Raw genomic sequence first — 15,780 nt, 5'->3', positions numbered from 1 at the left:
AATCTTTAAGATCTACTTTTAAGTTATCCTTTATATTTAGGGTTTTCTCCTCTGTCACTTTGCCGATATGTGAGAAACATACACCTTTAAACAATTCTTCAAACCTCTGCTGATTTTGTGGGGCAATAGTAACCAAAATTCTACTTTGGGATTCAGAACTAATTATTATCTTGTTTATTATATCTGTATTTTGTGTTTTTCCTGTTGACACTAGTGAGAGATCAATTTCAGCCCCGAGGTCTCCTGCAATTAGCGATTTTGCTAAAGCAATAGCTAGGCCTCCTAAGTTTGGTGCAATTGCAGAGGCAATTATTCCATCTTTTATTGCAAGATTGTAGCGCTCGTACAACTTCCTGGCGCTCTTTGCATCGACTTTTGGTACGTTGTTATTACCTATTCCGCTATATAATTGATACTCAGATCTGCCAAGTTCGTGGTATGTTGTACCAAGCACATATATCAAGTCTCCTGGCATCTTTACGTCAAGCGATACCGCGTTTTTAACATTTTATATAATTCCAATTGCTGAAATGAATAAGGAAGATGGCGCAGAGATTATCACTTTCTTGCCATTTTCATCATATCCCATGAAGTCATTGAACATACTATCTTTTCCGGATATGAATGGGGTTTTAAATGCAGTTGCAAAGTCATAATAAGCCTCCGCGGCTCTCTTTTGTTGCCACAGTCTTTCTGGATTATAAGCGCTACACCAACAAAAATTGTCGAGCAACGCTAGATGATTTATATTTCCTTCTGCAGCTACATGCTACCATATGGTAAGTGTCGATTTCTCTATAACTTGAGCCGAACACCTGCGATTTAACCACTCCTTTATTTGAGAAAAGTACTGGTCTTGAAACAACAGCTTCGCTGCACACTCTTCCTTTCCCTTGCAATGGTTTCAGTAATGATGAACCCTGGACTTCATGGTCATATAGCACCACTATAAACTCCTTGCTGCATATGTTTGCTCTGCTCAGCATTTATTTTAGTTCAACTTCTAAAAAAGACGGATTTCCAGCGCGTGATGCTCCAGCTTGGATGAAAGGGGAGGGCCACGGCTTTGTCCGTAAATGCATTCTAGAGTTACCATCATGCAAAAACTCAGTTTCCATGTCCATTATTACTGTTCCTTCAGGACATTTAGCAACGGCTTTGCCACTTTCATTAAACTCTCCAATCGCGCTGACTTCCACATCATGTTTTTTCATGATTTGCTTAAAGATAGGGAGATTTTCTTCCGGCACTGCTAAAGTCATTCTCTCTTGTGATTCTGATATCCATATTTCCCACGGGGCCATACCATCGTTTTTAAGTGGAACCATGCTTAAATCAACTTAAAATCCATTCATTCCCATTTCACCGATAGACCACGATAGAACACCCGCTCCGTTTTCTGTTATTGTATTGTAAAGACCGAGGTCCCTTGCCTCTATGACAGCATTGGACAATTTTTTTGCGTTTAAGGGTCGCCAATTTGCACAACTGTTGAAGGGCTGTTTCCCGGTTGTGCCTCCGAAGAAAACGTTGCACCGTGAATTCCATCCCTTCCAATCCTTCCGCCAATAATTACAATTTTATCGTCGTTTTTGGGCTTTTAAATGTGTGAAGGTGCATTATTTATATTGCGCGTAATAATTCCGACATTTCCAACAAAGACCAACGGTTTTCCACAAAATCTATCGTCAAAATATACCGATCCAAGTTGTGTTGGAATGCCAGAACAATTGCCAGCAACATTAACACCGTGAATTACTACTTTCATGATATATTTTGGTGCAAAATTTCATCAGTGCGCTCATTATCCATATAAAATTTGCCTTTTTGGCAAAACAGAATTAATTGGTATTCATTATTGGCTCTGCACCTTTGCCAAAGCCCAGTATATCGCGGTTAACTCCAAGCACTCCAGTCATTGCTCCACCAAACGGATCGAGAACTAAAGGGCTATTGTGGATTTCAACTTTATCCACAATCAAGTAATCGTCACCAAAAAATATTCCTCCAGCGTTGTCGGAAAAAACTGGCACACATATGTCAGAATTTATCTCACGCGTTGCACGCTTAATATAATGTGCATATAGGTCATCTTTTATTTCATCAATAGGAGAGCAAAAATATTGTGCTTACAATGTTCAGACCAAGTCTGCGCTAGGAATTCAAGTTTAATGTCGTATGGATTTCTACCGAGTTTATTGAAGTAATCCTTTATAGCTTTCATTGCTGCGAGAGATAGCCCTAAAATGCCATTACCATCGATTCTATCTCTGCTGATCTTCTCAAGCTCTTTGTCACTTACATTGAAGTTGACAGGCTTGGCCCCATTACTACTTGGTGTCATCCAATTAGCTGACACTGGGATCCATTCGTTTTTTTCCTGGATTCCAGCATTACGCGCTGGAATGACATCAGGTGGGGTATTTTGTTTACTGAAGTGCCTCCAATGGCAGTTGCCGATTTTCTTATAAATAAGTGTGCAATACTCAGTAATAGGGTTTAATTCTATATCATCTTCGGTTGGTGTGATCCCTTTACCCAAGATCAGTTTTGAACTTCTTACTTTGATATAAACATCTTCGTCAATATAGCATTTGCTAATTAAATACTCTCTGACAATCTGTTTTGCCATGTTGCCTACATTATCGGTCATGCCAGGTGAGAAGCTTATCTCCAAACCCCACTTGGCTTGTGGTTCTATGAAGTTATATTGAACTTCTTCAAGGTCTTCGTTGCAGAGGTAATAACGGCAGTTTTGTATGATCTTGTTGTAAAATAGCCCACAGATTTCTTCATGTAGTTTTGATGGTATTTTTTCGCGTATGTAAATCGAATAAACGCTGACTTGCTCACATTTGTTTAAAACTTCTATCCTGATGTTTGCCATGTAATGTTATGAAAGATTTTAATATATAATAACATAAGAAACTGTGAGCACATTTATATTTAATTTGTTTTATACAATAAAACATCGTACTAGTTGTCATTTTTCATGGGAAGAATTTTTACCGTTAACGTAGATGAATCCTTTTTCGATGTGATAGTTCAGCACATATTTTCTGAATATGAGAGAGAAGAAATTTCCAAGGTGAAGATCATACTTTCTTGCAAGAGGGATGTGATAGCGATGCTGAGTTCATTTAAGAATTATTACGCTAAAGAATGCATAATTCTGCCAGAGATAGTTTTACTAGAGAACATTGATGAAGAAGATTTAATATTAAATCTTTATAGAGTTAAAGTTATCAATCCGACGAAAAGGATACTGCTATTGATTCAATTCATATTAGAGTGGAATAAAAAAAAATAATGATAATTTCCCGATAGATTTAGCTTATAGCTTGCCATCACTGCTTCAGTGTACCCAAATAACAGATTGTTATCAGCTTGATGAGCATTCAAAAAAAATAGAAAATTTTACAAATCTACTTATTGAAATTTGGAATAAGACCTTAAAATGTTTCGGAGTAGTAGATATATTAAAACATAAAAGTGATTACGTAAACAATATGATAGTTTCTTTGCAAAAAAAGATCAACATATAATTTTTGCCGGAATTGGAAAGGAAGAGATTTATAAGTCGTTGATCAAGGCTATATATGATCTACCACTTGGAAAGATAATTTTATTTAACCTGAATTTGAAAATTAAAGAGAAAGATTGCAAATCACTTGATAAAAGACACTATCAATATTGCCTGAAGGAGTTGAAGACTATCTAAATGTTGATAAAAAGGATGTGATCTGCTTGAATGCGGGTAACGAAAGTATTGACTGCATCTTTGATACCACTGCTGATCTAAGCGAAGCTAGTGGCGGATCGATTTGGGAATATTGAAGTCATCACTTAGGGCGTCACACCTAGGGAGGAAGAAGCACAGGTGATGTCATTAATTATAGACAATGAAGGTTATGAAAACGTTTCTTTGTGTGTCTTTGATAAATTACTTGCCACTCGTGTGGCATGTTCCGCGCCGGAAAACTCTTCTTATATAACGCTTCTGCTTTATAGCATCGAGGTTTTGACCTCGAATTGGGACAGTGTGGCACTGCTTTCTCTTCTTAAACACAGGCTAGTGACATTTGGTTACACTCAAGAAGAGTACACTCAAATTTTATCTGAGTTTGAGATAGAGATATTACGCAGCTTTAATACAAACGACATTAAGGATATTATAAGTGCTACTAGTACCAATAAAAAACTAAAATATAAAGAAGATTATTGCTTATTATCAATAAATTAGAAGCTATACTAAATCACTTAATCAATGTTATGAATTGCTCCATTTCTGATGCAATAACAGCTCATTTTCAGTGAATTAAAATGCTTTCTAATGTAAATTTTTCAGAGCTAAGTAAAGAAGTAGGTAATTTTACCCGTGATTTCTTAAATGCATGTGAGGGCATAATGATTAAGTGTTCCCTGGAGTTATATAGCCAAGTTCTAATCTTGTTTTTGAAGAAAGAGTTTTTTTCTGTAGCAAGCGACCTCAATAGATTCAGTTTATATCACAATAAAGTTGTACTTGCTGGATTTTATGATATGCCAAGTTTTCAAAATCCGTTTTTGAATGCGCTGGCAAGAGAAAAATTCGACCTTCCTTCCGTACAAGAGGAGCAGGGGTGTTTTTTATATACTCTGCGCAGAGTTTATTTGGTGCAAGTAAAGTGTACATTACAAGATTACTGAGCGATAGGAAGCCAATTCTATTGCATCGTTTGGAAGTTATGTTACAAGAACCAAAATATTCTTATCGCGATTGGCTAAGAACATTAAATACACCTGAATGTATTGTTCCATGCATTCAGCCTATGACGAAACCTCAAACCGAAGTTAGAAAAGAAAAAATGCAGGTGATGTCTTACAGAGCAATAGAAAAGCTAATTCGTAATACTTATTCATTTTATGCTGAATATATACTGGGCCTTAAACAATTAAGAGACTTGAATTTTAAGCCATCAATATTGGTGTTTGGCACTATGGTACACGACATTCTGAAGAGATATTTACGTGACAGAAAATCGCCAATGAGCATCGCACAAGAAGTGTTCTCAACTAGTCAGCTTAATTTTTCAAATATGTGGTGGGTAAGGTTGCAAAGGATAATTCAATCTTTTGTCGAACTTGATGGAACTAGAAGGAAGAGAGCTTTTCCTGTCCGATATTTCATATTGGTGTCATTCCAGTACGCGACGCTGGAATCTATATTTCTTGTGATCAGTATGAAACTGCTTGGATGACGAATAGAGATCTGATCCCACAAGAAATTTTACTGACAGCAAGATGTGATAGATTTGAATATCTACCAAGTGGGCAAGTAGCAATTATAGACTAAATACTTGGTACAACGCCTTCCAATGAGGAGGTTATGTCAGGAGTTTTTCCGCAATTAATTTTACAAGCCTTAGCGGTAGAACATATAACAAAAAGAGAAGTCTCAGAACTTGCTTATTGGCAGCTTGACTGTGATAAAATTAAAGTTATTTCTATACAAAATTATAGATACAAAATGCAAGAATTAAAAAATAATCTGCCTTACACTGATAAACAAAAAAAAGTTTCATGGTGATATCTTGGTATCCAACACGTGTTTTAAGACAATTGAGACATGCTGATTAAAAATATGCAAACCGTTTGTCTCTATCACCCACCGTTTTTGAGATATCTGACATTAACCATTTATATATGTTTAACATTGTATCAAGGCAAACAACTCGCAGATAAGTTACAGTAGAGCACATACTGCTGAATAGAGTACTAATTAACATAAACTATATAGCATCATCTAGTTTAAGGTATAATACACATATAAAATACATAGGTATAACATAAAGTTCCTTAATTTAAAGTTAGTTTGGTTTGAATTTCTTGGCTGTAGACTGGCGTTTGTGCTGAGCATTTGGCATGTTGCGCTGAAGCATCCAGCAGTAGTCAGCCAACACTCCATCGACCCTGATAGCGTGACTCCATCACCGAGATGTCCTGATGAAAACGTTCGCCATGTTCATCACTGACAGAACCTAGGTTCTCGGGAAAGAAGTCGAGATGTGAGTCGAGGAGATGAATCTTGAGGGACATGTTGCAACCCATCAAGCTGTACGCACTAATGCACTTCTGCACAATATTTACATAGTCAGGAGATTTATTATTTCCAAGGAAATTGGCTACAACAGACTTGAATGCCAACCATGCATCTTTATCAGTACTGCTGAGTAAGTCTTCGAAGTGACTGTCTGCAATGATCTTCCTTATTTGTGGACCTATGAACACACCTTCTTTCACTTTCGCATAACTCAACTCTGGAAACTTGTTGGATAGGTGCCGAAAAGCATCTGAGTTGTTGTCTAGTGCCTTCACGAAGTTCTTCATGAGCCCCAGCTTTATATGAAGTGGAGGCATAATAACTTTTTCACGCTCAACCAACGGCACACGAAGGACGTTTTTACTACCTGGCTGCATTTTATCTCTGATGGGCCAATTCTTCTTTATATAGTGGTGCTTCCTATCTCTGCTGTCCCACTCGCAGATAAAGCAGCAGTACTTGGTGTACCCTGTCTGCATTCCCATGAGAATAGTGATAACTTTTAAATCACCACAGATATTCCAATTGTAATCGCGATAGCGAATTTTTTCAAGAAGTAGCGACATGGTTTCGTACGTCTCTTTTAGATGGGCAGAATATCCAACCGGTACTGATGCATACATGTTCCCATTGTGTAATAATACAGCCTTCAAACTTGCCTTGGAGGAATCAATAAACAGTCGCCATGCTTCAGTGCTATGTTCTACCCCGAGGCTTGACATAAGACCTTGGATGTCCGTGCAGTAGCACATATTGTCACTCATTGCAAAGAACTGCACGAGTTCTTTGTGTCTGTGTCGAAATTGTGAAGTTCTTGTACCTGGTGATAGCAAATTAAATTCTTTCAGACGTGAACCTAGCAGTTCAGCTTGGCCTTTTGTTAGTGCCAGGTCCCGTACAAGGTCGCAAAGATCATCATTATTTATCAAATGAATATCTTCACCAGGATGGTAGTCAGAGTTTGAGTTGTTGCTAGAAGATGGAGAACTTTCTTCTTGCGTTCCTTCATCGACTCTGTATTCTGTAGGTGGTGTTGGTATTGGACAAGTGACGGGATCATGTGGAATTGGCTTTGAAACTGAGGGAATATCTGGATACTTCACAGATGCACGAGTTTTGTATGAGAAACCAGTGACATTTGTCAAACAGAAATAACAGTCCGTGGTGTGGTTGCTTGACTCACGCCATATCATAGGAACTCCGAATGCCAGATGGTTGTTCTTCTTCGCTTTCCTTATCCAACCCCGTAAGTTGCATGCACATGTCAAACAGATGAACTGTGGTGCCCACGACTTACCACTGTCAACCTTCGAATCAAAGTATAGTTCATATGCTCTCCTCAGAAATGGTGTAAATGTCTTCCGATGGGCTTTGTTTGTGAGATAGCCGCACACATAGCAAAACAAATCTGGTGAATTGATGCAACCTCTAGATGCCATTGTTTTCACTGAAAATAAAAAAAGAAGCAAATGAAAGAATAGTACAACTCATATAATAAACATACAACTCATATAATTTCTATACAGTTACCTTTCACTAATGCGATGATATGATTTCCAGCGGTCAAAAACACGCGCGAAAACAAGATTTGCCCACGTAATTGAGCAACGGAGAGCACTGAACACTTAGCGCGGCAAAACGCAGAACCCGGATGTGTCAGGTGGCGTCCTCTATTGACGTAAGATCAGCTTCACCAGTCTCGAAGCTCTCGCCCATTAGACGGTTCTCTCCTGATAGATATCCATGTTAGGAAGCAATGGAATGTGAAGGGGGACTAAACATTTTTAAATAACATTGTAGCTTATATATTTTCATTGGGGTATTAAGATTTCGGGGGGCCCTGAATTGTACTCACAATCAATGGGAAAATTCGGCGTAGCATTAAAAAAAAACAATGAAAAAAAAATTCCAACGAAAGGGGATTAAAAAATATATGTTTTTGTTGATATCTTGAAAACCTGACGTGATAGAGCAAAATAGTTTTCAGATTTGTAATCAGCATGAAAAACTGCATTAGAAAAAGTAAACATCATGCCAGATATCTATGGCTTGTTTATCAGTGTAATAGGTGCAGCTTTGCTTACGATATTTGGCAGAATGCCGTGGCCTGCTCTTTTTGCACTGGGTGTATTAACTGCTGAGTTTTTTGGTGCTCCTGTTGTTGTTTCAAAAATAATACCTGGCTGTATAATTTGTAAAAATGGTGAGAGTGCTTGTCTTGATGATGCAACATGGGATGCAACAAGCAAATACATGTAAAAAGACAAGCAAAAATTCCACTTGCTAAATAGTGCTCCTTGCACCATTTACCTAAATTTAATCAAAGTGAAGTAGCATAAAAGATAAAAATTATTGGAGGTATAATGAAAAAAATTCTTATATTTGTTGCTTTAATTCTCTCTTTTGCGTTTGATACAAGTGCTGCTTTTGTTGACAAAAATCAACATCAAGCGTGATATGCAAGATAATAGGCTATGCTCATGGCATTGGTGGGCCGATGATCACGATAGTAATAATAGGTGCAGCATTGCTTGCAATATTTGGCAGAATGCCATGGCCAGCGCTTTTTGCACTCGGTGTATTTACTGCTGTGTTTTTTGGTGCTCCTGTTGTTGTTTCAAAAATAATGCCAGACAAAGGTGTGATTTGTAAAGACGGAGCAGTAGAGGAATAAGCAATAGAAATTATTGGAGGCACAAAACGCAATACAGCAGGACGATGTATTTAATAGTTTTAGGCAGTAGGGCAAAAATAGTACTTCTTTCAAGCGCTATTTTTATATTGTGTCCTAAACCTTTGCTTGAAGTTCTCTTCACTCGAATGTAGCAATTCTGGCTACTTTTAGTGTTTATAATTTTCTATTCAAAATTTTTAATATTAAATCTAATTCACTTGGGTTGTTATACCGTATCATAACTTTGCCCTTGGAATTATTGTCATTAATTTTGATCTTTAACCCAAGTTGAGAAGATATAGTGCCTTCTACTGCAGCTATATCTTGATTTTTAGTGTATTTCTGTTTTTTTTTAATTGCCATTTTGGTGTAAGTCGCTTATTAATTTTTCAGTTTGCCTAACGTTCAAGCCTTGGGAAATTATCTTCTCTGCAATACTCTCTGCATTTTTCAACATTAATCAATGCTCTTGCATGACCGTTAGACAACTTTTTTCTCATTGATCAGTTTTTTCACACTGCCGGGGAGCGACAACGTTCGAGTCATATTAGTTATGTGACTACGGCTTTTTCCTAAAGTTGAAGCTAATCCTTCATGTGTATAAGAGAACTCATCTATTAGTTTTTTGTATGCTTCCCCTTCTTCTATTGGGTTAATTAATATCTTTCCTCTGTATGTTCGCGATAATAGATACCTCTAGGAATTCTTCGTCGCTCAAATCTTTTATAATAACCGGTACACTATCGAGATTTGCAATTGCACTTGCTCGCCAACGACGCTCTCCAGCTATCACCTCATAACCTTCATTATTTGGATCTTTGCGCACTACGATAGGCTGTATAATGCCATTTTTCTCAATGGAACTTCACAGTTCTTTCAATGACTCTTCATCAAAGTATCTTCTTGGCTGGAATTTGCTTAGATGTAGTAATGAAATAGACAAATGCTCTTGCCGATCTTCTTTATTATCATATTTATCACCTATAAGGCCAGCAAGGCCTCTACCTAGGCGGCTGTCATCCCTCATACCGCGCCCTCCAGCTTCTTCTCTTTACAGCTGCTTGCGTGCTTTTTCAAAATCTCCTTTGCTAAATTTATATACGCTTGTGCACCAGGACATTTAAGATCGTATACAATAGCAGGTTTTTCCATGAGAAGGCGCTTCTGACAGTCTGACATTACGTGTGATGATGGTCTCATATAGTGGAATAATTGTTTTATACACCCTATCATTTAGATACTGACTAATGTCATTCTTAATCTGTTCGCTAAGTTTGTTGCGTTTGTCATACATTGTGAGCAGTATTCCTTCTATTAGCAGAAAAAAGTTTAAGTTATTTCTTTTTATCAGTTCCACAGTTTTTACTAGGTGACTCAGTACTTCAAGAGCAAAAAATTCACACTGCTGAGGAACAATAATAGAATCATCAGCGATCAATCCATTGATGGTAAGCAAGCCAAGTGATGGGGGGGGGGGGGGGGACAATCAAAAATTATATACTCATAATTATCGCGTATTTTTTCTAATGCACTTTTTAGCACAAATTTTCCTCATTCAAGTTGTGATAATTCAATTTTTGCAGCTGATAAATCAACTACTGACGAAATTAGCGATAAATTTGGAATTTCCTTTATATTGAAAATTGCTGATTCTATCAGTTTATCTTCGCTACTTAATAATTTTTTTTCTTCTCTACTGCAATAAGAAATCCAAAGCCCGGTGCTAGCATTTCCTTGAGGATCAAGATCTACCAATAAAGTGTTTTTTCCTACAGCAGCAAAGCCTGTCGATAAATTTATACTAGTTGTTGTTTTACCAACGCCACCCGTTTGATTTACTATCGCAATAACCTTGCTCACGCCTTTTATCTTACGTACAAAATAACTTTATTGTATATATGTTGGAAATTTTTGCATTAGAAAATTTTTTTTGTTGCCCAAAATTAAACTGTTTTTTTTTTTTGCTTTGTGTAGTATACCTTGCACTTTGTTTCCCAATTCATTTAGAGTGAATGGTTTTGGTAAAAAATGAAAATCTTCTATATTAATGGTATCGTTTTTCAGAAACGCATCTTCCGCATATCCAGAAATAAAAATAATATTGATATCTGGTCTGTGAATTAAGACTTCTTTTACTATCTCTGGGCCGCTAACTTCTGGCATTATCATGTCAGTTATTATTAGATCTATGTGTTGACTTTTTTTGCTTATTATTTCTAATGCCTTGCTACCCATGCTAGTTTCTATTACATCAAATCATTTTCTTTGTAATGCTTTAGTAGTGAATTCCCTTACTGAATTTTCGTCTTCAACTAATAAAATTATACCATTGCTTTTTAACTTCATTTACTATTGGTTTCTCTATTTCTTCGTTGTTCTCCTCTCTACTGTTTTCATCCGATATGTAGACCATAGCCAAAAATATTCTAAATTTTGTCCCATGATTTATTTGACTAGCAACATAGATATACCCTTCAGTTTGCTTGATGATACCATATACAGTAGAGAGGCCAAGGCCTGTGCCAGAAGTAATGTCTTTAGTAGAAAAGAAGGGATCAAATACCTTTTAAATTGTATCACTCGTCATTCCACATCCTGTGTCAATGACTTCAATTACAACATAATTTCCATGCTCAATCGCTTCCTTGTCTGGAGAAAACATATTCTTAGGTGTAGAATTTAGCGAATCAATCTTTTTATTGAAAGTTCGTATGGTCAGTTCTCCGCACTTTTTCCATAGCAGCGCTAGCATTGATCACTAAGTTAATAATAACTTGTTCTAATTGTCCCCGGTCAGCCCTAACCATACCTAAATCTCTACCATAATAGGCAGTAAATTTTATATTCTCACCTATTAATCTTTATATCATTTCATAAAGGTTAGCTATCGTACTGTTTACATCGATGATCTTTGGTTTCTTAGTCTGCCTTCTTGAGAAAGCAAGCAATTGCTTAACTAAATTTGACCCACGCTTTGCATTTTTTGCTGTATTTGTATTATATCACCAAAAGATGGATCGCCAGATGAGTGCCGGAGCAGAAGAAAATCACAAAATCCTATTATTCCAGTTAGTATATTGTTGAAATCGTGTGTCCTGCCACCTGCCAGTCCTATAGCTTGAATATTTTGGTAATGATCAAGTTTTATCTATAGTTTTTTATGCTCAGTGTTATCAACAAAATAGCAAAGTATGAACATCATTCTATTATGAAGACACTTATTGAAATATATCTTCATGTTATCATTGTTGTTAAGTTGCACATCAAAAGACGCATTATTTATCCTATTGCTCGAAAAATATTCACGTATTTTCATATGATAGTCATCTGATATTAGCATAAAGATTGAATTGTTATCTGGCCCTGCAAGTTTTATCAGCGCTGTATTTTTTTTTATAAAGTTGCCGTTTACATTGCACTGTGCAATAGCGATTGATGAATTTGCAAAACAAGGATGCAGCTGATAATTAATATCATTCGATTCAACTGGTGTAATAAGGCCATATATATAATGATGATGGTGTTTATCAAAAAACATAGCAGTGCTCATATTAGCCTTAAATGGAACACCACTTACGGTACAAAACAAAATTTCATTACCAGTTGTTGCGTTATTATAATTAGAGTGAAATATAAAATCATTGATTGAACTGCCTTTCTCAAGTTTTTCAATTCAAACAAGTCTAAATACCTTTTATTTATTGATAAAATTTCCCTTTTAGTATTTGCAATGTAAGTTCCTACATTGTGCTTTTCTATTAATTCTTCGTATACTTGTTCTTTATTCATCTGTGTTGCTTTTAACACAAAATACCCATGTGGTCTTGCTATTGGTGCTAATGATAAATTTAAAATCTTATTACTACCTATAGCAACTTGGGGGATTATCTGGTATTGGATCAAAAAGCAAGAGAAAATTAGATATTCTATTTTTCTTACTTAAGGTAATGCGTACCTGTACATAAGATTTATTCTTTAGTGCATGGTATAATGCTTTTTTATCTTGTTCTGAGATATATCCCAATTCAAAAATCTTACTTAATGTGATGTCATTATCTATGTAATCTTTGAATCTCTCATAGAATCTCACATTAGCATAAACAATACCCTCATCTAAAGAAATAAAAGTTATTGGCCACCAAAAACTTAGAGTGGTTTATTAAAACACAAAATAACAAATATTTCGAGGCGGTGCCTCTTTATCAATGGATAGTTTAACTAAGAGAATTCAAATATGCTAAAAGGGTTCGTGGGTGCATGCAACTTGTATGCACCCACGAACCCTTTTATCATATTTTAATTCTCTTAGTTAAACTACCCATTGATAAAGAGGCACCGCCTCGAAATATTTGTTATTTTGTGTTTTAATAAACCATTCTAAGTTTTTGGTGGCCAATAACTTTTATTTCTTTAGTAATTTCTTAGTCTCGAGCCGCATTAATATTTTTCAATACACTCATCCCTGTGTAAAATAAGACAAAATTCTGTATTATGATTTAGTACATTCGCAAATATTGCATTTTGGAATTATATAATATTAAGTAAGCATCAATAACGTTTGACATTATATATTACAAAGAGAGTCATTAAAGTACTAACCAGTTGATTAATCTTTATACTAATGTGCTGTGTGTGTGTGGTCATACATATCAAAAAAGTAGAGTGCTGATATTATTATTGGATGTAAGAGCATGATGACTGCCATAAAGATAATTGACATTCCATGGCTTCTCAATATGAAGTCAACCCTGTTCTCTTTCTTGCTGCCTATGTATCTTTTGCTCATTGCACACACAGAAATGCTTTATTATATTTATTTAATTATTATAGATTTATTAACACCTTTGATGAGATTTAAATCTAATTATTCCCCTTAAACATTAGATATAAAAAATTAGCTAGCAAAATATTATGAAAAACAAAAAACACAAGCTTTTGAATGGTTCGGCATACTGAGAGATAAGATTGTAGAATCCTTCTTGTCAATTGAAGATACAGACCCAAAGATTGAAAAGAGAAAATGGGATCGTCCAGGTGGTGGAGGTGGCAAATCTACAATTATTTACGGTAACGTTTTTGAAAAGGTAGGAGTAAATGTTTCAAAAGTACATGGAAAGTTCGCAGATTCAATCATAAATGAAATCCCTGGTGCAAGTGAGAGCAATGGGGAATTTTGGGCAAGTGGTTTATTTTTGGTATCTGACATGCAATCGCCCCTTATTCCTGCAGCACATATGAACGCGAGGCTGATGTATACATCGAAACAATGGTTCGGTGGAGGAATGGACTTTACTCCAACATATAGAAATGAGAATTTATGCTGGATATTATCCAAAATTTAAGGAGCAGTGTGACAATTACTTTTTCTTACAACATAGACAAGAACCACGTGGCATTGATGGAATTTTTTATGATAATCTTAATTCTGGTAGCTAGGAAAATGATTTCAAGTTTACAAAAGCAGTAGGCGAAGCTTTTTTGGAAATTTATTTACATATTATATGTCAACATATGCAAAAGCCTTGGACTGAAAAACAGCGAGAAAACCAATTAATAAAACGTGGCAGGTATGTAGAAGTCAATCTGTTATATGACCGTGGTACGAGGTTTGGTTTAATGACGGGTGGTAATCCAGATGCAATTATGATGTCAATGCCACCTCTTGTTAGGTGGTTGTAGATGTATGAATAAGGTCTAGTTTGATAACTTAAATTCTAGTAGGGAGTGAAAAATATATCATACGCATTAAGTTAAGAGAATATGGTTGATGCGAGAAAAGCTCTTAAAATTAACAAAAAAAATGGAGAACTGAGGAAAAAAGTTTATTTATCAAGAAAACCCAAGAATTTTTTAATGAAAAAGTAGATGAAATCTCAACTATAGTAGTTTTTAAAATGAATGATAAATATCCATTATGATCTTCTTCTTCTTTGTCTTCACCTTGTCCCATGCTAGGTGGGGTCGGCGATAACTTCCTCCTCCATACCATGTAGTTTTGGCGGATATTTTACAGCCGGATGCCCTTCCTGACGCCAACCGGTTTAGAGCCGGAACACGCTCTCCAAAGGATTCATGACAAATCGCTAAGGAAAGCTTCTTGAGGAGAGGAGGAGGGGAATTTCTTCGCACCAGCAAGGCAAGCCAAACGTAGAGTGAGAACTTTAGCAAGGATAACAACTTGGAGTAGGATCATCACGTAAATTCCGCTCAAGTTGATGCTATCGCTCCCTCCGCGTGCGCTCGCCCGCTTGTGGCCTTTAGGGATGTTAAAGAAAGGGAGCTATGCAGAAACTAACTGGTGAAACTCAAGCCAGCATATCTGATGATATCGTAGATCTTCTCAATAGAGTTGACGTATGCAGCGGTGCGAATATCTAAACCAAGATTGTATCTGAGGGCAGTTTTCATGATGTCCTTGGCAGAGTGATTCTTGGATATTTCGGGTGATTCTTGGATACTCTCCAGAAGTAGGTTGTTAGATTCCCTTTCATATTTGAAATGTATCCGGCCGTAGCTCACGTGATTCAGGTTCTTGAGCCACTCGAAGTAAGACAGAGTAACACTTCCGGTATTAATGTACAGATCGGGGACGATGAGAATATTACGACCAATAAGCACCTTGTCAGCGGCAGGAGTGTTAGGGCCATTGGCATCTTCAGCGATGGTCTTACAGTTGAGCTTGCTAGCATTGCTTGTAGTGATGGCCTTTTCGACCGCTACAGGAATGAGATTGTCGCATTTCTCATGAAGTAGGTTTTCCCTTTTGTATTCGTCTGTTCCAGAAAATCGATAGTTTTCCAGCTCTTTGGGGAAGATGCCTTTAGGATTATAAATATCCTTTGCTACATCTATACTTCCGTCGGTACTGTATCGGATGCCCCCTTTGCTGGGAAATCTATGATGACTATGTTGAGCTTTCCAGCCAAATATCATTTCATATTCTCCAATTATCTTTTCTAATATGAGGCTAAAAATTTAGAATATAAATGCCTTCAACGGTAAACATGTTGGGAGCTTCACCAAG

3 protein-coding genes and 8 pseudogenes are annotated in these 15,780 nt (G+C 36.5%); 4 read left to right on the top strand and 7 right to left on the bottom strand.

What is annotated here, in order from left to right; genetic code table 11:
• A pseudogene (locus HET73_RS02370) lies at window positions 1–2,887 on the bottom strand (AIR synthase-related protein); the annotation flags it as partial.
• Between the two features lie 105 nt (window positions 2,888–2,992).
• Between HET73_RS02370 and HET73_RS02365 the strand changes: the two are divergent.
• A pseudogene (locus HET73_RS02365) lies at window positions 2,993–5,536 on the top strand (PD-(D/E)XK nuclease family protein); the annotation flags it as partial.
• 395 nt (window positions 5,537–5,931) lie between these two features.
• Here HET73_RS02365 and HET73_RS09645 read toward each other — a convergent pair.
• Complete coding sequence (locus HET73_RS09645) at window positions 5,932–7,275, bottom strand: hypothetical protein (RefSeq protein ID WP_174133964.1); 1,344 nt, start codon at window positions 7,273–7,275, stop codon at window positions 5,932–5,934.
• 862 nt (window positions 7,276–8,137) lie between these two features.
• Between HET73_RS09645 and HET73_RS02355 the strand changes: the two are divergent.
• Together HET73_RS02355 and HET73_RS02350 are read left to right on the top strand one after the other, a co-directional pair.
• Window positions 8,138–8,369 (top strand): annotated as a pseudogene (locus HET73_RS02355) (TrbC/VirB2 family protein); the annotation flags it as partial.
• Window positions 8,370–8,445: 76 nt separating this feature from the next.
• A pseudogene (locus tag HET73_RS02350) lies at window positions 8,446–8,756 on the top strand (TrbC/VirB2 family protein).
• A gap of 174 nt (window positions 8,757–8,930) precedes the next feature.
• Here the strand turns inward: HET73_RS02350 and HET73_RS09355 are convergent.
• From HET73_RS09355 to HET73_RS09810, 4 genes and pseudogenes are all read right to left on the bottom strand, one after another.
• A pseudogene (locus HET73_RS09355) lies at window positions 8,931–9,783 on the bottom strand (ParB/RepB/Spo0J family partition protein).
• Window positions 9,780–10,616: pseudogene (locus HET73_RS02340) on the bottom strand (ParA family protein). Before HET73_RS02340 ends, HET73_RS09355 begins: the two co-directional pseudogenes overlap by 4 nt.
• Before the next feature lie 27 nt (window positions 10,617–10,643).
• A pseudogene (locus tag HET73_RS02335) lies at window positions 10,644–12,870 on the bottom strand (response regulator); the annotation flags it as partial.
• 504 nt (window positions 12,871–13,374) lie between these two features.
• On the bottom strand, window positions 13,375–13,542 hold the full coding sequence (locus HET73_RS09810; protein ID WP_410543543.1) for a hypothetical protein: 168 nt from the start codon (window positions 13,540–13,542) through the stop codon (window positions 13,375–13,377).
• A gap of 163 nt (window positions 13,543–13,705) precedes the next feature.
• Between HET73_RS09810 and hemF the strand changes: the two are divergent.
• Window positions 13,706–14,435: pseudogene (hemF, locus tag HET73_RS02325) on the top strand (oxygen-dependent coproporphyrinogen oxidase).
• Between the two features lie 612 nt (window positions 14,436–15,047).
• On the opposite strand, the gene HET73_RS02320 reads toward hemF, so the two are convergent.
• Window positions 15,048–15,704, bottom strand: a complete 657-nt coding sequence (locus HET73_RS02320; protein WP_343033068.1) for a Glu/Leu/Phe/Val dehydrogenase dimerization domain-containing protein — start codon at window positions 15,702–15,704, stop codon at window positions 15,048–15,050.
• Window positions 15,705–15,780 lie beyond the last annotated feature (76 nt).

The sequence above is a fragment of the Wolbachia endosymbiont of Atemnus politus genome, assembly GCF_013309895.1.
Note: the sequence above shows the minus strand (reverse complement) of the source record. Positions and strands in the feature narration are given on the sequence as shown.

Coding starts and splice junctions, on each gene's coding strand:
- HET73_RS09810 (WP_410543543.1), bottom strand. CDS start 13,542: ATGAGCAAAAGATACATAGGCAGCAAGAAAGAGAACAGGGTTGACTTC.
- HET73_RS09645 (WP_174133964.1), bottom strand. CDS start 7,275: ATGATATGGCGTGAGTCAAGCAACCACACCACGGACTGTTATTTCTGT.